Genomic DNA, 17,127 nt, shown 5'->3' with positions numbered 1-17,127 from the left:
CTATTTTTTGGCACGCAAAAAGGCTGAACCACGCGGTTCAGCCTTTAAGCGACACATTATCGTTTATTCGAGGGTATCCCGGTACAGACCGACCACGATCCCAAGAACACTCACATTATCAAAATACATGTCCTGCATTGTGTCGTTTTCAGGGTGCAAGCGAATCCCGCCGTTTTCACGGTAGAAGCGCTTGACGGTGGCTTCGCTATCCTCGGTCATCGCCACAACAATCTGGCCGTTTTCGGCGTCCGCTTGCTGCTTAATGATGAGCTTATCGCCGTTCAGAATCCCAATCTTAATCATGGATTCCCCCTGCACAGTCAACATGAACAGTTCGTCTTCGGAATAGTTCAGGCCGGTCGGAATTGGGAAGTATTCTTCGATATTCTGAGTCGCCGTGATGGGCACCCCGGCGGCAACAGTCCCGACAAGCGGAATGCCGTCTTCAGCGCGCACGCCAATATATTCCAAACCGGGACCAGTAATCTCAAGGGTCCGGGGCTTGGACGGGTCCTTAGCAATCAGCCCCGCAGCGAGCATCTTGCTCAGGTATGCCGCAACAGTTGATGACGAGCTCAGGCCCACCGTGGCCCCAATCTCGCGCACCGTTGGCGGGTACCCGCGGGACTCGATAGATTCATTAATTGCGGTGAGAATCTGAACCCACCGCTTCTTTGTTCCCTGTCCTGGCATGATGCTGCCTCTCTTTCGTTCATCTTATTCATAGAATAGCAATTCGAACGCCTGTTTGCAAGCATTTTCGCGAATTTGTCCGGTCTCAAAACGCATCGGCGCAGCATTTTGGATAGTTTATGACAAACGCAGAGATAATAATAGTAATAAAAATGTGGTGAGGTTGTGAAAACTCCCCAATCGGTACTCATCACGTGCACGCTTTCTTCTATAAGATGACATCACCACGACGGCGGGTGGCATTCACGCCACAGTCTGGTATCATGAAGGGTACACAAAGCACTTGAAAAGAGGCAGCTAATGTTTGATATTTTTATTACCGTACTGGACGTTGTCCTGTTCGCGGCAATTGGCTACAACCTATACTGGCAATCACAAATTGAAATCCGTTCTACTTACGCATACTGGCAAATGATCTGGGGCATCATCATCGCAATTTGGTTGGTGTCGACCGGCATTCGCAGTTGGAGTTACGTCGTGTTCCTCGCCCTATTTGTCTTGATGAACCTCTCCGCAGGGGTCGGCGGCCTCGGCAGTAAGAAGGTCGTTGGTAACGGCTTCTACTCCCGCTTTTTCGCCTACAATACTTTTGCTGGTGTGACCTTGACACCAATCTCAACGCCCAGTGGTAAGAATCTCGTCATCGCCATCTTCGCTCTGGAACCGCGTCGCTACGTGCGGCTCACCTTCCGGGCACCACTCGAGCAGATTATTGCCAAGTTGCAACAGCAACTGCCTGAATCTGTGCCAGTTACCATTCAAAAAATCAACTAACGCGAAACCGCAGACGTCAAACGCCTGCGGTTTTTATGTGTCTACAGAATCCCATTCGTGTAGTTTCGATGCCGTGCACTCGTCAGCAAACCAATTTTTCCTGATTAGAATCATATTGTGGTGTTACTTAATTGCATACTCGGGCGTTTTAACCATAATTGTATGCATGCGGCGTCGCCCACTCAATCAGGCGTGAAGCCAACACATCAGCTTCTCTTTTACTATTCGTATCGCGTGTATATCGATACCATTTTTACTGTATAAGTGAATATTGCATCATTAATTTGAATTTTATTTGTAAAATCGGTTGACACCCTGCGTCACACACGATATGCTATTTCACGTAATCAATTCCCGCATCCACCTAAAGGAGTGTTTTCAAATGACAACAATCAACAAAACACATCTTAATACAGCGTTTTTCTTCGGCTTTTTTGGATAGCGGTTTGCATCGTGGATGCAAGCCGCGTCGCTTGCATCCATGAGGTCGAAGCAATTTAACTTGCAATCGTCGCCACATGGATTTCACTAATGAAAAATCCATGTGGCGTTTTATTATCTCCGGCATGCTAGCAGCCGGCCACGTGGACTCATGTGGTCGGCTGCTTTTGTTTGCGCCTTGGCCGGGCGTCTGCAGAAGCAATCTCACTTAGTGCACACACATTCTGGAGGAATTAAACATGAAAATGAAGAAGCTACTCACCGCCGCCGTAACCGTTCTGGCCGTTGCTACCCTCGCCGCTTGTGGCAAGAGCGCCGATGCCAAGTCGGAAAACAAGACCGTTAAGATTGGGATTTTGCAACTGATTAACCAAAGTGCCCTCGATGACGCTCGTAAAGGTTTCACCGCCGAGCTGGCTAAGGAAGGTTACAAGGAAGGCAAGAACCTAAAACTCGATTACGTCAACGCCCAGGGCGATCAAGCTAACTTGTCCACCATGAGCCAGCGTTTGACCAAGGACAAGAATGACCTCAACCTCGCGATTGCCACCCCTGCCGCTCAGGCCATGCAAAAGGCTAACAGTAAGACGCCCCTTTTGTTCACTGCCGTTTCCGATCCAGCGTCTGCTGGCTTAGTGAAGAATCTCAGCAAGCCGGAAGCGAACATTACCGGGGTGACGGACATGGTCAGCGTTGCGGGTCAGATTAAACTCCTCAAGCGAATTGCCCCTAAGACCAAGACGGTCGGACTGATTTACAACGCCGCGGAAGCAAACTCTGTCATCCAGATCAAGGCTGCCAAAAAGGCCATTAAGGCTGCTGGCATGAAGGCCGTTGAAAAGACCGTTGCTTCTACCAACGACGTGCAACAAACCACGACTAGCCTCGCTGCCAAGTGCCAGGCGATCTACATCCCTGCTGACAACACGATGGCTGCCGCAATGGCAACCGTTGGCAAAATTGCCGCCGAAAAGAAGATTCCGGTCATTCCTGCTGCAAGTACCATGGTCCAAGACGGTGGTCTGGCAACTAACGGCTTCAACTACCGTGACTTGGGTGTTCAGGCAGCCAAGCAGGCCGTCAAGATTCTGCGCGGCAAGAAGGTTGCTGACGTCGCCGTTGAAAAACCAGCGAAAGTTTCTGTCATCGTCAATCAGGACATGGCTAAGAAGCTGGGCATTAACGCGACAGATATTAAGTAAAACGCGTCCTAACCACCTCTTGTCGCGGCCTCACCTAGTCGCGCTCCCGCGGTCAAGACCACAACATGTCAGGCGGTACGAACATAAATCCTCAGTTCGGAATTAATGCCCGCACCACCTTACATGGCTGGGTCAAACCGCCTTAGTCCGCAGCCTTTCCTAGTCGCGCGACAAGAGGCAGGACACTAACGTACAAGGCAGTGCTGGTATAAATCCTAAGTTCGGGATTTATACCACCCCTACCTTGTACACCGTGTCCTAACCGCCTCTTGTCGCAGCCTCACTTAAAAAAACTGAATAATGCGCTTGACTTTAAAATCCGATGAGTATAGTCTAACAGACATACATGAACCGCTATTAAACTTTAAGGAGTGCTCACCATGACAAACACTATGGTAACCACACATCTTAATAACTCATATTACTACGGCTATTTCGGATAGCGGGTGACATCTCGGATGTGAACCTGCTAGGTTTACATCCATGATGGCCGTAGCACTTAACAATGCATTTGCCGCCGCATGGATCGTCAAGATTTCCATGCGGCTTTTATTTTTCCGGAAAAAGTATTGGCCGGTCGCGTGGAAATCACTCCATGCGACCGGTCATTTTTATTCACCGACATTATCAGTACTTTTCTGGGAGGAAAAATCATGAAGTTGAAGAAGTTACTTACCGCTGCCACCGTCGTTGCCTCCGTTGCCCTGCTCGCCGCTTGCGGCAGCAAGAAGTCCGCCGGCGATAACAAGCAAGTCAAAATTGGAATTTTGCAGCTGATTAACCAAAGTGCTCTCGACGATGCCCGTAAGGGTTTTGAACAGGAACTCGCCGCTAAGGGTTACAAAGATGGCAAAAACATCAAGATTGATTACGTCAATGCCCAAGGTGACCAGGCCAACCTTAAAACCATGAGCGACCGTCTGAAGAAGGACAAGAACGACCTCAACCTTGCCATCGCCACCCCAGCTGCGCAGGCACTGCAGAAGGACGATCCGGACACGCCAATGTTTTTCACCGCCATCACCGATCCTAAGTCCGCTGGCCTGGTGGGTAACCTCAAGTCTCCTGACAAGAACGCGACTGGGGTTACCGACATGGTGGATGTGAAGGGCCAAATCGACCTGCTTCACAAAATGTTCCCCAAGGCCAAGACGGTCGGCCTGCTCTACAACGCCGCTGAACCAAACTCCATCGTACAAATCAAACTTGCACGCAAGGAAATCAAGAAGTTGGGCCTGAAGGTCACCGAAAAGACCATCGCTTCAACCAACGACGCAGAACAGACGACCACCGCACTGGCCGATAAGGCCGATGCCATCTACATCCCAACCGACAACACTGCGGCAGCCGCAATGAACACCATCGGTAAGGTTTCCGAAGCGAAAAAGGTCCCCGTTGTTAACGCCGACGCCACAATGATTAAGCTGGCTGGGGTTGCGACCCGTGGAATTAGCTACAAGCAACTGGGCAAGCAGACCGCCGACATGGTTGTGAAGTTTCTCAAGGGCAAGAAGGTTAACCAGCTCGCCGTTGAGAACCCTGCCAAGACGTCAATCGTCACTGACGCGAAGCGCATGAAGCTGTTCAATGTTGATAAGAGTGTTTTGAAGTAACAATCGTCACCGGAGCTGCAAGCGCACGTTATAAGCGCGTGCCCAAAGGCAGAACCCCTTGCCACAGCTCAATCAATTTGGAGGTAAGCATGGATATTCTGACATCAAGCATTTCACTCGGGTTCCTCTGGTCCATCATGGCCATTGGGGTTTACCTGACATTCCGTATTCTCGACATCGCCGACATGACAGCTGAAGGTAGCTTCCCACTGGGAGCTGCAATTACCGCTCACGCCCTCACTCAGGGCGTTGGCCCAATCGTCGCAACCCTGCTCGGCATGGCCGGAGGTGCGGCCGCTGGCTTCGTCTCAGGATTCCTGACCACCAAGTTGCACATTCCGGACCTGCTCACTGGTATTCTGACCATGACCGGTTTATACTCCGTCAACCTTTTCATTATGGGCCGGGCGAATGTACCGCTGGTCGGCACCGTCAAAACCGTGTTCAACATGATTAACATTGGCTCCAGCACGACGACCACCATTATCATCGGGGCAATCATCATCGCCATCGTGATTGGCCTACTCGTCTTCTTCTTCAACACTGAAATGGGCCTTGCCGCTCGTGCTGTCGGGAACAACGAAGACATGTCCGCAGCTAACGGGATCAAAGCCGACAGCATGAAGATCATCGTCTACATGATTAGCAACGGCCTGATTGCCCTCTCCGGTTCCCTCATGGCGCAGACCAACGGTTACGCCGACATCTCCATGGGGATTGGGACCATCGTGATTGCTCTGGCGGCGATTATCATTGCGGAAATCCTGCTGCGGCACCTGTCTTTCGGTCAGCGACTGCTCACCATCATTGGTGGGGCCATCATTTACCGTTTGATTATTGCCCTGGTTCTGGACTGGGGGGTTGATCCCAACGCCCTGCGGCTGTTCTACGCACTGATGCTGACAGTCTTCCTGGCATTGCCACTGGTTCAAAAGAAAATTGCCCAGAGTCAGCAACGCCGCAAGAACACGCGTGAATTCCTGAAGAACAGCAAGGAGGAGAAATAATGACTAACGCAATTCTAGAAATTAACGGCCTCCACCAGTACTTCGAAAAGGGGACACCCAACGAAAACCACGCACTCAAGGGAATTGACCTGCAGTTGCGCGAAGGCGAGTTCGTCGCCATCATCGGTGGTAACGGGGCTGGTAAGTCCACACTACTCAACAGTGTCGCCGGTTCCCTGCCCGTTTCCTACGGCCAGGTGAAGATTGCCGGTAAGGACGTCACCTACCAGAGTGTTGAAAAGCGCGCCAAGCTCATCAGCCGCGTCTTCCAAGATCCGCGGCAAGGCTCCGCACCACTGCTGACTGTTGAAGAGAATCTCTCCTTGGCCCTTAAGCGCGGCTCCTGGCGCAACTTCTGGAGTAGCGGCGTTAAGAAAAACGAACGCAACGTCTTCAAGCAAAAGCTGGCCAGCCTCGGTCTAGGCTTGGAAAACCGGCTCAGCGCTGAAATCGGCTTGCTCTCCGGTGGCCAGCGCCAAGCAATCACCCTCCTGATGGCCACCATGCGTCAGCCTGAGTTGCTGTTGCTGGATGAACACACGGCGGCTCTAGACCCACAGACAAGTGCCACGGTCATGCAGATTACGGATAAAATTGTTCGCGAGGAGCACCTCACAGCGATGATGATTACCCACAACATGCAAGACGCACTCAAGTACGGCAACCGTCTCATCATGATGGATCACGGACAGATTGCCATTGACTTGAACGCGGAGCAGAAGCAGGGGCTCACGGTTCCAGACCTGCTCGCCATGTTTAAGGAAAAGAGCGGCACGGCGCTCACGGATGACGCTGTCTTACTCAGTGACTAGATACTAAAACGGCCCTATCTCCAAATCGGAGATAGGGCCGTTTTAATAGTTTGTGACTGCTCCGTTGTTAATCCACGTGCAGAATATTCTTGTTCGAGATATTAAGTTGCTGATCAAACTCGTACACAATCGGCTCTGCGTTTCCAACTTCAACGCCATCAATATCGGCATCCTTGATGCCTTCAAGATACTTGATGAGAGCGCGCAGAGTGGAACCATGCGCAACAATCAGCTGGTCCTCACCAGCACGCAAATGCGGCGCGATGGCATTCACCCAGTATGGCAAAAGACGGCGTTCCGCATCTGCCAAACTCTCACCACCCGGCACAATGCTGTCCGGCCACTTACTGTAGGCGGGTGCGAGTTCTGGTTGCACCAGATGCGGCGGCTCCGCGATGTAACTCCGCCGCCACTGCGCAACTTGCGCATCACCGAAGAGCTGGCGGCTCTTGTCCTTGTTCAAACCGCGCAATGCACCATAGTGGCGTTCGTTGAGCCGCCAACTTTTGGTAATCGGCAGGTAAAGTTGCCCCAGCTCTTCCTGAACGATGTACGCAGTCATTATCGCGCGCTTTAGCATCGAGGTGTGCACGGCCGTCAAATTGAGTTGCTCAGCCCGCAGGCGCGCGCCGGCAGCGCGCGCTTGAAACACACCGTTAGTGGTCAAGGGCACGTCGGACCAGCCGGTATAAGTATTATCATAATTCGCGGTACTTTCTCCGTGCCGCAAGAGTACTAGTTTAGCCATGCTGACTTCCTCTCAAAACTTCTATTTTCCATTATAAAGAAAATGCAGTGAAAATGCAGTGTGTTCACGCTCAATATTTCCAACTTTGCCATCAAGCATTCGCCGTATTTGTACGGGCACCTAAAAAAAAGTAGAATGGAAGGAGTGTTGACATGTTGGAAAGGAGGCATTGCGATGCCCGAGCTTAAGTACAGACCCATTAGTCTCACCGCTATTTTTTACGACATCATCTTTACTTTCGTCATCGGTCGACTGGCCCGCACCCTGCTCTTTACCAATGCCGGTCAGCTCGACTGGCGTTCAGTGATTGCATTTGGCATCATGATGCTCTGCAGCTGGACCGTCTGGACTTACCAAGTCATCTACGCCAGCCGTGCTCCCAAACGGGCGCTGTCAGACAATATTTTCATGACAGTCGACCTTTTTCTTAGTATCTACCTCACCACCACCCTGAATATCTGGGGGCAGGTACCGAATACACAGACGAAAGTCATCACGGCTTTATTGTTCTTCAGCCTGGCTGTACAGTACTTCGCCGATGGCCGCAAACGGCATCTGAGTCACGCAGCGTTCATCGGCCCATTGCTGATTTCAGCGTTGCTCGCCATTGTCTCCTTATTTCCCGGGCAATATTACCTCGGCAATGGCATCTATGTTCTAGCAATTATGGTTGCAGCTTTAGGGCCTTGGCTGCTGCGCAACGCAATTCCGGATGATCACAGTCATTTTGGCTTGATTAGCCAGCGACTGGCCCTCATGACTGTGCTACTGTTTGGTCGTTCCATCGTGCAGGTAACCGATAGTCTTGCGAACCTCGCCTTACAGCCCGTGCTTTTCTTCATTGCCACCGCACTGATTTTTGCTAGCTACGCGCTCGTGTCTGGGAGCGGCATTGATGCCAATACACACCGCTCATCAATGCTCGCACTGCTGCTGCATTTGCCTTTGAACGCGGCGGTACTCATGATGGCAAACGTTACCCGAGTGTTCGTCGCCGGTCGTTTGCACCCCGAGTATTTTGCTATCTGGATGCTCGTTTTAATCGCCATTTACGTCGTCAGTATCGGTGCTTACCTCCTGCTCTACCGGCGTACAGGACTGGATCTCGGTGCAAAACGCGGCTTTTACTTTGCCTTCTCCTTCGCCATTCTCGCACTGTACGGCCTCATCACGGTCAAAATTGGGGCACTTTTTCTAATCGGCTTTTGCGCATTCCTCATTGCCGAAGATTTGTATCTTTGGCAATTCGTGCTGAATCCGCCCAACAGTGAAAAATAGTCTGGCTAGCAAATTATTTCCCGGCAAATAATTTGCTGGCAGCAATGCGCAGCTTTTGGTTGCTAATGTAAAAAAAGAAGCAGTTCCCAAATGTAGCGGGAACTGCTTCTTTTTTGAATTCAATACTCAAGTCGCCCGTGACCACCGTCACGTGATTGGCAGCATTTGTGCGCCTACTTGGGAACGTCGTCTTGTGTATCGTCGTTGCCCAAGCCGTCCCAATCATCCCCATAGGCAAACTGCTCGTCTTCCAGCCAGTCATCATTATCTTCGGAATTATCACAATCCGCTGCGGCCAAATCGTCATCCTCATCTGGGTCCAGGTCGGCTGCAGGTACTTCATCGGTGGTCATGTCCAAATCAATATCATCATCCGTCACTTTTGCGGCGGCCGCATCCTGGGCTTTTGTCGCCGCGATGCCGGCCTCGATGCTCTGCGCAAAGAGTTTCGTCACATCGACCGCGGTGTGTTTACTGCGTTTCCGTCGTGGTTTACTCATTTTGCAACCTCTGTTCTGCTACCCGGCGAATAAAGTACGGCACGTCCGCATTATCACGAAAATCGCGGAGCCAATTGCGAGAAATATTCCGCGCGCGGTGCGCAGCATACGAATTGGCCTGCTCGGCAGTAATTGGCGTCTTCCGCACGGGTTGCGGCCCACGCACCTTGGTCAGCACTAATGCGTCCATCTCATCGATGAGATCGGCATCCGCCAGCGCCCGCAACTGCACATACGACTGCGCCCCCACGCAATTCTCATACTCCGCGGCCCGCACTTGCCGCATCCACGCCAGCACCATCTCGCGACCCTCAAGCACCTGTACTAATTGACCATTAACCATCTGCAACATATGAAATCTCCTTAGTTTTGTTTACAAAAAAAGTCGTACACGATATGCACGACTAGCCAAAACTAATCTGCATCCGTCTATGGTGGGGCACGTTGCCTTACGGTACGTTGCCGGTTGGTCACTGTGCATAGCCACTACCAACACTCTTGATACATACGATTTTCTTTACGAACAGATTAGCACGCCACACTGCACAGGTCAATCATCGGGCAAATAAAAAAGCCTCCCCACGGGAGACTCCTGCAGATTCATTAAACACGAATCTACTTCTTCTTTTCTTCTTCTTCAGGCTTAGGGGCAACAACTTCTTCACCTTTAAACTTGATGTTTTTGAAGTTAATCACGGTCTTGTGCTTCAGGTCCTCGACCTCAACCGCGTCTTCGGAATCAAAGTCGTCAATTGTCAGCAGGGCGGAGTTCGTGTAAATCTTCTCTACCGTACCGGAGAAAGAGAAAGCCACATCATTTGCCTTCTTAACGTCCACTTTTTCGCCAATTGCTAGTTCGTGAGCCATAAGTAAATCCTCCTCAATCTTTTCCGGAGGCTGTGCTTAATGGCGCCGTGTCATCATGTTCCATCTGGCGCCATCATCATCCAGCTTCCACTTCTGGGCATGCAGATGCGCACACCCCCAAAACAGTGCTCGCCCATTATAGCATTTTGGCAAGCAAACTGCACCCGCGGGTGGCCCTAGAAGTCGTCGAAATCACTGCTATCATCACTTTGCGGTGCCTGCTCAGCCTGGGTGGCCTGCTGGCGCGGCTGCGCGTATGCCATCATCCGAATTGCCTGCTCATAATTGTGCAGCCGGCAAGCACGCATGATGAGGAAAAGATCCACGAACCACCAGATACCGCCAACAATCCCGAAGGTCAGAACAGTCGCCACCAGTTTACCAACACCTAAGCCGGTATCGCCAACGTAAAAGCGGTCAATTCCCAAAGTGCCCAGGAAAAAGGACAATACAAACGCGACAAGCGGTTCCTTATAGGACACACTCATCACCGAATACTGGCTTTCTGGGCTTAGTCCGTCCAGGCGCTGTTGTAGTTGTGGCAATGTTTCTCGAGGGAACTTGTTTGCGTTAATCATCAAAAAGTCGTGGTTATTCATTGTGGCCGCCTCCGTTTCGTCTACGCTAATTATTGTTTATCTATGGCTCCGCGTCAATCACTCGCCACAAGTTTAGCCACGTAGGCTCTAGTCAGCCGAATAACTCTTCACGCTGCTACCAGCGCTATTACCATAGACGATGGTTTGTACCTTTGCCGCAATGGCTTTAATTCGCGTGAAATCAAGTGTGGACTGACTGCGGCCGTGCGTCAAGATGACGAGCACGTAGCGTTGCCCGCTTGGCAGCGTAACGATACCGGCATCGCTGTTGGTATCATCCAAAAAGCCGACCTTGTCTTGCACGGTGGCGCCGCTGGTGACACTTGCCACCCCGGCGGGTATCCCGTCACGATACTCCTGCTTGCCCATCAAGTTCAGGAGGTACTGCTGATCTGTCGAATTGCTAAATGCGCCTGTCCCCTTGGCTAAGCTGGTTAGCAACAAGCGCAAGCTGTATGCCGTCGTCACCGCAGCGCTCCCCTCCGTAAAGACCGGACCGCCCCAACCAGCACTCTTCACGAAACTATCGATGCTGTCATAGCCATAACTACTGCTGGTCAGAATGGACTCGGGAAAATCATTGGCACTTTCCACAATCATGCGTTTGAATCCAGCGCGATTGCTTTCGCTCCAAGAAAAATTACCTTCCTGACGCTGCTTTAGTAAGTAGGCCGCTATGTATAGCTTGTAAGTGCTGGCCGCCGTCACCCAAGTATGGGCGTTGCTGTTCACGCTCAGCGTGCCATTGCCACTGACCACACTGCTGGTGTCCGTATCACTACTGCTAGCGGTCGTGCTATCCAGACTGTAAAAACTCACACTGGCGGTGCCATCAGCGGTTACTTTATCCAGGTAAGTCTGCAAGTTCTTTTTGATGTTCTTCAGTTTTTGAGCATCCTGGCTACTTGAAGAACTCACCTTTTGACTGAGATTCGTCGCGACCTTACCACTAGTCGTTTGGCTAGTCGTGGCGTTGTTTGAACTTGTTTGCGCAACATCCTGTTGCCACGCGTGGATTGTCAGTGCCATTGCGAAAAGGGCAACAACACCGCCTATCGCCAAGCCCCAGTGCTGACGTTTGCGTCTGTGCATTAAAATGACCACCATTTCTGCGTATTCGCATCTTTAATATCTCAATTTTCGCCAGAAAAGATGATTTTTTTGTGCACAGATTATTAACAAGCCGCGACGAATTTACGCAAAATTTCTAGTGCTGTGCCCAAAAGCGGTCCATCCCCGATATAAAAAACGGTCAGCAGGCATCCTCAGTTCAGGATTTCTGCTGACCGCTTCTTTATCTACAATTCTTCTTGAAACACGTTGCCGTTGCTTCTAAACTACTTTGCCAGCTCCGCGAGTACCGCCCGCATCGTTGCGGCTGCTTCATCTGGCAGCGCGTCGTAACCCTCGTTTGCTGTTTGCCGGCTCTCAACAAAGTCCAGGCGATCTTGCATCCGGGCGCGCAGCCGCTGCTGGTATTCTCCATCATTGAAGTCTGGTGTGTAACCTGGCACGTCCAGGTAATCCAGCCCGGAGAGATTACCAAACGGTGTGAAGTGCGCCTTTTGCTCAACAATATTCTCAATCGAGGACAAGGTCACCTTTGGTGTGACCTTCTTGGCGTTGAAGAAGCCGGTGTTCAAAATGTAACAAGCCGTCCGCCCGCCGGCGAATAGTTCCCGGAAGTCCGCATAGTCTTCGCCCAGTGGGTATGCCCGGAACGGGTCGGCAAAAGGTTCAATGACGAGTTTGTTCATGTCGACTTTACCAATCAGGTTTTCGGCGGTAGAGCGCTTAGTTGCGAGCGTTGCGCCAAACACCGTTGCGAGCGTCGGGTCACTAATGCGCACAACTGGGGGCATGGTGTCATCCTTCATGATCCAGAAAACGGCGTCCAGTGGCTCTGCCAAGTGGTCAACCCGGTTCGGCGTCATGTAGCGTGACTTGATGGCGCGCCCGTTGTTGTTGCGAATTTCCTGCGTGACGATGACCTTTTCGCCATGATCATCAAGCGTTACGCCAACGTTCTGACAGGTTAAGAAGTAGTGCAAGGCGGGATCACTCGGCGCGTAGTCCGCGGTCTTGTCAAAGTAGGCCGGCTCCAGTGCCGTTGTCGTGCCACTCTCCTTATTAATCACAAAGGCGTCGTCGTGCAGAACGTCCACGTGGTACTTGCCGGAGTGTTTAGCGAGGGTAATGGTCGACTTGCCAGAACCCGACAGCCCAAAGGCGGCCATCGTAAACTTGCGCTCGCCGAGATCATAGCGCTTCATCCCCCCATGGCATGCCGTAAAGCCATTGCGGTGCGCCGTTGCCCAAGCCAAGGTCAGCGTTGACTTCTTCAGTTCCCCGAAATAGCGCAAGCCCAGAATGGCGGCAACGTTATGCTCTGCGTCAAAGATGGCAAGACCGTTCGGGTAATCCGAATCTGACCAGTCTGGATCTGCGTAAATGTAAATATCATTTTCCTGATACTGGACGGACTGCTCGTAATCCGCCATGATTTTGGCGGTGGCAATCTGGAAGTTGAGCAAGTAGGAGTAGAGGTTAGCCGCGTAATTCTTATTCAGGCACAGGTGCGCACGCACCATGAATTCCCGATCCAAACCGACCACGACGTCAGCACTGTAGAACTGCCGCCGCGTGCCCGTGAAGATGGCTTCCCGCAACACATCGGCGTACTTTTTGGCGTCAATGCCGGGATGACCAATGAAGCGGCGGGCAGCCGCCGTGCGCCCAACCACCCGGCCGTCATTAGTCACCAAAATTTTGGCATCTGCGGGCAGCCCGAGTTCTGCCGTGTGGGCCACGGGCATGTCCGTAACGACCACACCAGGGGTCTCCAGTGCGTGGGCGTAAGCCGCCTTGAGGTCCGGAACTGGGGTCACGTTCGTTCCGTAGAAGGTAGATTCAACCATCGTCTTGAAATTGGAGAACAACTTGCTGTCGGGGCTGATTGCACTGCGTTCATAATTACGAATTGTTGCCATAATCACCACTCCATTCCGTTTCACTTAATTGGAAGTTACCGGCGGGCTTTGCTGGCCGTCAAAACTTCTATATATTAAGTTTAGCCGCTGCATGTATGCGCTGTCAAACGCCATATCATGCGATTTGTGGCTTCTGTACGTGGAGAGATTGTGAAAACAGACGGGTCTGCGATAAGTTAGCAATAATGTGCAAATAACCATTTGCTATGTGTGGTCATGCGCAGGCACAAAAAAAGGCCGCCTGCGCGACCTTCGTTCTTAATTTAGCGGGGAATCATGAGGTAACCAGCAACGGCAATCAACCAGACACCGACAAAAATCACCACGGTGTTGACATGCGTATTAGCCGTCAGCTGCTTCTTGATTCCGGCGTAGCACAGGTAGATGCCGGCCAAGATTAACACAATTTCAAGCAGAATTTTCACAACGAGCACCTCCGTCCACGTCAAAGATTATGCAATCAATTTTACGCTTTTTTGGTGGCGCTTGCACCCTGTGTACAGAAAAAGCCCGCAGCTTTCGGCAAAATGTCGCAAGCTACGGACCGCTATTTGCATATTAGACTGTAACTGGCAACATGTTCGCCTGCATGCCGCAGACCTTAGCAGCCAAGCGGTTCGCCAAGCTTACGGAATCGCGCACGGACAAGCCTTGTGCCAATCCCGCAAGCATCCCGCCGCAGTGGCTATCGCCCGCGCCCACGGTGTTAATGACATGCACCTTTTCACCTGGGACGATGCCCTGATCAGCATCACTGACATAGTAGTAAGTTCCCTTACTGCCTAAGGTCACGATGACCGGCTGGCCGGTCATACCGTGCAGGTAGGCCACCCGCTCTTCGAAGGTGTTTCCTTCGGCCACTTGGGGCAATTCGATTTCATTGCAGTGCACCATCACCCCACCGGACTTGAGCAGGTCATGGAGCAATGTTTTATCCACGCTCTGAATGCGCGCCGCAACATCAAACAAGAGAACCGCATCACTGCGCCGCTGGCCCAGCACCTTCACCATGTCCGCTGCCACGAGCTTGTTCGTCAGCTGGAAACCACTCAGGTACAAGAAATCATAGGCCGGGACATCGAGATGCTTGAACCAGGCCTCGCGCATCAGCTGTTCCATCCCAGGTAGCACGATGAAAGTCCGTTCACCGTTTGGTTCAACCGTCGCCACCGTCCAGCCGTTATCTGGTGTCCCAGAAATCACGCGCGGCGTCTCGCCGATTTTGGTAATGTGGGCCGCAATCCGGTCCGCGTTGGGGCCGTGACCAACGGGCACAAACAAATCCGCACTCGCACCAGCGTACTTCACCGCACAGAAGGCGTTAATCGCACAGCCCCCCACCTGGTACTCCAAGAAGTCGCCAAGCACGTTGCCCCCACTTACGGGCACGATCGGTACGTTCATCAGGGCATCCACCAAGGCGGTGCCGCAAACAAGTGTCTTGCTCATTTCAGTCATATACGTCCTTCCAAAATATTCTTTAACTATTTGTACCGCATTTTGCCCACTTCTGTCTAGTTTTGGCGGCAACTCTGGCAAATGTGCATCTGCAATCAGCTCTGAAAGTAAAAAAGTCACACGGCAGTTTTACCGTGTGACTTCATCAATTCTCAATTAAAACTGACTGAAACTAGCGATTGTGTCCTTATCCAGACGCCGCAGCAATGCCAGGGTCAACTTAATGGCGTTCTCAACATCGCTGAGCTTAGCCCAGTTGTAGGCCGAGTGTTCGTAGCGCGTAGGAATGCCGATGACAATCGTCGGCACACCCTTCCAGTAGCCAATGGCCGCGCCATCTTGACCACCACCCGTGCGCACTGCCCGGGTGTACGGAATGCCGGCCTCATCGGCTGCCGCAGCCGCATAGTTTTCAAAGGCTGGGTTAGCAACGAAGGTAGTGTCGTAATCGCGCAGCATTGGCCCGCCGCCCATCTTTGTCTGGCTGAGCCAATCAGGTTCGAACGTGTCATCAGCTGGGCAGCCTTCGAGCACGATGCTGATGTCCGGTTCAATTTTGCGGGCGGTGACGTAAGCGCCGCGCAGGCCGACTTCTTCCTGCGCAGACAAACCAGCCGCAACGTCCACGTTCAACTGCTCACCAGCAAGTTGCTGCATGACCGCGGTCATGGCAGCCGCGCCCAGCCGGTCATCAAAGTCCTTGCCAAACATGAGCCCCTTCTCGGCGTTGTACTGGAACTGCACGTCTGGAAAAATCGGGCAACCGGTGTCGATCTGGAAATCATTGAGCGTTTCCTCACGACTGGACGAACCCACGTCAACAGACATGTCTGCCACGGCGGGCACACCTTTGCGTTCCTCAGCCGTCATGAAGTGTGGCGGCTTGGTGGCCACAACGCCGGGAATGTATTCCCCAGCACGGTTCCGTACAACCACCTTCATCGCGGTAAGATTGGCTGGCACCCAGCCGCCCAGCGTCACGAACTTAATCAAGCCATTGGGCCGGATTGCCTGGGTCAGCAGACCCACGGAGTCCGAGTGGGCGTCCAATTGCACAACGGGGCGCTTCCCGTCATTTTCTTTGCGCCGCAAGATGGCGTTAAACATGCCATCCACTTCCAGTTTGCCCAGGCCCTCAGTCTCCTTGGCAAAAGTCTTCACGACATCTTGTTCAAAACCGGATGTCCCGTACACATTGGTCAAATCGCGAATCAAATCAACGGTCTCAGTCATTTTACGCACCTCATTTTGTTCTTAGCCATTGCAAATACTTTCTTCAGATTAGGCGCATCAGCAAGCAAAGTCAACGCTTCCAGTGGGTCAAAAAAACGTGCCGCCTGCGTTTAGCAGGCAACACGCTCTTTGACGTCAAATTAAGCCAGGACCAAAGGCCGTACATCCTTAGCCGCTTCGTGCCGCAGCTCGAAAGCAGTGACTGGGATGTCATTCTTCCGGAATTCACGGAACAAAACATCTTCATCAAAGTCCTTCGGGTCAGCGGTGATGAGCATCAAGTTCGTGTGCTCATCGTTCCAGCGCCAATCGCCCATCTTCGCGAGAGCCTCATCACTGTTAGGGTCAAAATCAACCTGATCAAAGAATTCGAGGCGGACGAACTCACCGTTCTTATCTGCCTGACTCTCAGCGAAGAAATCCTTCATGTCGTCTTTCAATTGTGCCATATCCATTGCCTCCACATATTTGCCAACTTGGCGGTGCAGGTCTGAAAGTAAAAACCGCCCCGCCGACTCCGGTATTGGAGAGGACGAGGCGGCGCTATTGGGCTTGCATTGCTATATCTACCCCTTAATGCTAGTTCGCATCCTAACATTCGTCAAGTCTAATCGCTGTCCGTCAGCGTGAGTCGGGAAACTTTCATCCGCAAGGATGATCGATTTGAAAATAGTGGTTAGACCGAAGGTCGGGACTGGGACGGCTTGGTTACGTGCCCTCAGGCAGGTGGCGCGGGGTCGCTCACGCCTGGCAGGCCAGGCTACCGCTAAACTTTTTGCCGAAGCCCACGTCAAAAAGATTTACCCCGAGCACAAATAGCCCACACAAAACGGCTTTCGCCGGTTGTGTGGGCTATTCGTGCTCTTTGCGCGCCACCTACCTGCGTTCACTCCACCAAGCCGCCCCAGTCCC

18 protein-coding genes are annotated in these 17,127 nt (G+C 52.1%); 6 read left to right on the top strand and 12 right to left on the bottom strand.

Annotated features, from left to right (window positions below; all coding sequences use genetic code 11):
* Positions 1-63 precede the first annotated feature (63 nt).
* Positions 64-693, bottom strand: a complete 630-nt coding sequence (gene lexA / locus EKM97_RS07480) for a transcriptional repressor LexA (protein ID WP_125571777.1) — start codon at positions 691-693, stop codon at positions 64-66.
* Positions 694-993: 300 nt separating this feature from the next.
* Between lexA and EKM97_RS07475 the strand changes: the two genes are divergently transcribed.
* The 5 genes from EKM97_RS07475 (at position 994) to EKM97_RS07455 (ending at position 6,542) form a co-directional block, all read left to right on the top strand.
* Positions 994-1,467, top strand: coding sequence for a hypothetical protein (locus EKM97_RS07475; RefSeq protein WP_125571776.1), 474 nt, complete (start codon positions 994-996; stop codon positions 1,465-1,467).
* Between the two features lie 680 nt (positions 1,468-2,147).
* Complete coding sequence (locus EKM97_RS07470) at positions 2,148-3,110, top strand: ABC transporter substrate-binding protein (protein WP_125571775.1); 963 nt, start codon at positions 2,148-2,150, stop codon at positions 3,108-3,110.
* 653 nt (positions 3,111-3,763) lie between these two features.
* Positions 3,764-4,723, top strand: coding sequence for an ABC transporter substrate-binding protein (locus tag EKM97_RS07465; protein WP_125571774.1), 960 nt, complete (start codon positions 3,764-3,766; stop codon positions 4,721-4,723).
* An 89-nt stretch (positions 4,724-4,812) separates the two neighbouring features.
* Positions 4,813-5,730, top strand: coding sequence for an ABC transporter permease (locus EKM97_RS07460; RefSeq protein WP_125571773.1), 918 nt, complete (start codon positions 4,813-4,815; stop codon positions 5,728-5,730).
* Complete coding sequence (locus EKM97_RS07455) at positions 5,730-6,542, top strand: ABC transporter ATP-binding protein (protein ID WP_125571772.1); 813 nt, start codon at positions 5,730-5,732, stop codon at positions 6,540-6,542. The genes EKM97_RS07460 and EKM97_RS07455 overlap by 1 nt, the downstream gene beginning before the upstream one ends.
* A 67-nt stretch (positions 6,543-6,609) precedes the next feature.
* Here EKM97_RS07455 and EKM97_RS07450 read toward each other — a convergent pair whose 3' ends face one another.
* Positions 6,610-7,290 (bottom strand): 2,3-bisphosphoglycerate-dependent phosphoglycerate mutase, encoded by a 681-nt coding sequence (locus EKM97_RS07450; RefSeq protein WP_125571771.1) that lies wholly within the window; start codon positions 7,288-7,290, stop codon positions 6,610-6,612.
* A gap of 174 nt (positions 7,291-7,464) precedes the next feature.
* Between EKM97_RS07450 and EKM97_RS07445 the strand changes: the two genes are divergently transcribed.
* Positions 7,465-8,568, top strand: a complete 1,104-nt coding sequence (locus tag EKM97_RS07445) for a low temperature requirement protein A (RefSeq protein ID WP_164507479.1) — start codon at positions 7,465-7,467, stop codon at positions 8,566-8,568.
* A gap of 173 nt (positions 8,569-8,741) precedes the next feature.
* Here the strand turns inward: EKM97_RS07445 and EKM97_RS07440 are convergent, their stop codons facing one another.
* The 10 genes from EKM97_RS07440 to EKM97_RS07400 all read right to left on the bottom strand — a co-directional run bounded on the left by EKM97_RS07440 (position 8,742) and on the right by EKM97_RS07400 (position 16,664).
* On the bottom strand, positions 8,742-9,068 hold the full coding sequence (locus tag EKM97_RS07440) for a hypothetical protein (RefSeq protein ID WP_125571769.1): 327 nt from the start codon (positions 9,066-9,068) through the stop codon (positions 8,742-8,744).
* Positions 9,061-9,420, bottom strand: a complete 360-nt coding sequence (locus EKM97_RS07435) for a hypothetical protein (RefSeq protein WP_125571768.1) — start codon at positions 9,418-9,420, stop codon at positions 9,061-9,063. The genes EKM97_RS07440 and EKM97_RS07435 overlap by 8 nt, the downstream gene beginning before the upstream one ends.
* Before the next feature lie 263 nt (positions 9,421-9,683).
* Positions 9,684-9,935 (bottom strand): DUF2187 domain-containing protein, encoded by a 252-nt coding sequence (locus tag EKM97_RS07430; protein WP_125571767.1) that lies wholly within the window; start codon positions 9,933-9,935, stop codon positions 9,684-9,686.
* 176 nt (positions 9,936-10,111) lie between these two features.
* Positions 10,112-10,534 (bottom strand): TM2 domain-containing protein, encoded by a 423-nt coding sequence (locus EKM97_RS07425; RefSeq protein WP_125571766.1) that lies wholly within the window; start codon positions 10,532-10,534, stop codon positions 10,112-10,114.
* A gap of 87 nt (positions 10,535-10,621) precedes the next feature.
* Positions 10,622-11,626 carry a serine hydrolase gene (locus EKM97_RS07420; RefSeq protein ID WP_225419244.1) on the bottom strand — a complete coding sequence of 335 codons (1,005 nt, stop codon included), beginning with the start codon at positions 11,624-11,626 and terminating at the stop codon, positions 10,622-10,624.
* A gap of 245 nt (positions 11,627-11,871) precedes the next feature.
* Positions 11,872-13,524 carry a phosphoenolpyruvate carboxykinase (ATP) gene (locus EKM97_RS07415; RefSeq protein ID WP_125571765.1) on the bottom strand — a complete coding sequence of 551 codons (1,653 nt, stop codon included), beginning with the start codon at positions 13,522-13,524 and terminating at the stop codon, positions 11,872-11,874.
* Between the two features lie 263 nt (positions 13,525-13,787).
* Positions 13,788-13,949: a hypothetical protein gene (locus tag EKM97_RS11955; RefSeq protein ID WP_164507478.1), complete on the bottom strand. Its 162-nt coding sequence runs from the start codon at positions 13,947-13,949 to the stop codon at positions 13,788-13,790.
* Between the two features lie 133 nt (positions 13,950-14,082).
* Positions 14,083-14,982 (bottom strand): PfkB family carbohydrate kinase, encoded by a 900-nt coding sequence (locus EKM97_RS07410; protein ID WP_125571764.1) that lies wholly within the window; start codon positions 14,980-14,982, stop codon positions 14,083-14,085.
* Between the two features lie 156 nt (positions 14,983-15,138).
* Complete coding sequence (locus EKM97_RS07405) at positions 15,139-16,215, bottom strand: M42 family metallopeptidase (protein WP_125571763.1); 1,077 nt, start codon at positions 16,213-16,215, stop codon at positions 15,139-15,141.
* A 140-nt stretch (positions 16,216-16,355) separates the two neighbouring features.
* Positions 16,356-16,664 carry a hypothetical protein gene (locus EKM97_RS07400; RefSeq protein ID WP_125571762.1) on the bottom strand — a complete coding sequence of 103 codons (309 nt, stop codon included), beginning with the start codon at positions 16,662-16,664 and terminating at the stop codon, positions 16,356-16,358.
* Between the last annotated feature and the right edge of the window lie 463 nt (positions 16,665-17,127).

Source organism: Lacticaseibacillus songhuajiangensis, from assembly GCF_003946025.1.
Taxonomy (GTDB): domain Bacteria; phylum Bacillota; class Bacilli; order Lactobacillales; family Lactobacillaceae; genus Lacticaseibacillus; species Lacticaseibacillus songhuajiangensis.
Note: the sequence above shows the minus strand (reverse complement) of the source record. Positions and strands in the feature narration are given on the sequence as shown.

Coding starts and splice junctions, on each gene's coding strand:
- lexA (WP_125571777.1), bottom strand. CDS start 693: ATGCCAGGACAGGGAACAAAGAAGCGGTGGGTTCAGATTCTCACCGCA.
- EKM97_RS07475 (WP_125571776.1), top strand. CDS start 994: ATGTTTGATATTTTTATTACCGTACTGGACGTTGTCCTGTTCGCGGCA.
- EKM97_RS07470 (WP_125571775.1), top strand. CDS start 2,148: ATGAAAATGAAGAAGCTACTCACCGCCGCCGTAACCGTTCTGGCCGTT.
- EKM97_RS07465 (WP_125571774.1), top strand. CDS start 3,764: ATGAAGTTGAAGAAGTTACTTACCGCTGCCACCGTCGTTGCCTCCGTT.
- EKM97_RS07460 (WP_125571773.1), top strand. CDS start 4,813: ATGGATATTCTGACATCAAGCATTTCACTCGGGTTCCTCTGGTCCATC.
- EKM97_RS07455 (WP_125571772.1), top strand. CDS start 5,730: ATGACTAACGCAATTCTAGAAATTAACGGCCTCCACCAGTACTTCGAA.
- EKM97_RS07450 (WP_125571771.1), bottom strand. CDS start 7,290: ATGGCTAAACTAGTACTCTTGCGGCACGGAGAAAGTACCGCGAATTAT.
- EKM97_RS07445 (WP_164507479.1), top strand. CDS start 7,465: ATGCCCGAGCTTAAGTACAGACCCATTAGTCTCACCGCTATTTTTTAC.
- EKM97_RS07440 (WP_125571769.1), bottom strand. CDS start 9,068: ATGAGTAAACCACGACGGAAACGCAGTAAACACACCGCGGTCGATGTG.
- EKM97_RS07435 (WP_125571768.1), bottom strand. CDS start 9,420: ATGTTGCAGATGGTTAATGGTCAATTAGTACAGGTGCTTGAGGGTCGC.
- EKM97_RS07430 (WP_125571767.1), bottom strand. CDS start 9,935: ATGGCTCACGAACTAGCAATTGGCGAAAAAGTGGACGTTAAGAAGGCA.
- EKM97_RS07425 (WP_125571766.1), bottom strand. CDS start 10,534: ATGAATAACCACGACTTTTTGATGATTAACGCAAACAAGTTCCCTCGA.
- EKM97_RS07420 (WP_225419244.1), bottom strand. CDS start 11,626: ATGCACAGACGCAAACGTCAGCACTGGGGCTTGGCGATAGGCGGTGTT.
- EKM97_RS07415 (WP_125571765.1), bottom strand. CDS start 13,524: ATGGCAACAATTCGTAATTATGAACGCAGTGCAATCAGCCCCGACAGC.
- EKM97_RS07410 (WP_125571764.1), bottom strand. CDS start 14,982: ATGACTGAAATGAGCAAGACACTTGTTTGCGGCACCGCCTTGGTGGAT.
- EKM97_RS07405 (WP_125571763.1), bottom strand. CDS start 16,215: ATGACTGAGACCGTTGATTTGATTCGCGATTTGACCAATGTGTACGGG.
- EKM97_RS07400 (WP_125571762.1), bottom strand. CDS start 16,664: ATGGCACAATTGAAAGACGACATGAAGGATTTCTTCGCTGAGAGTCAG.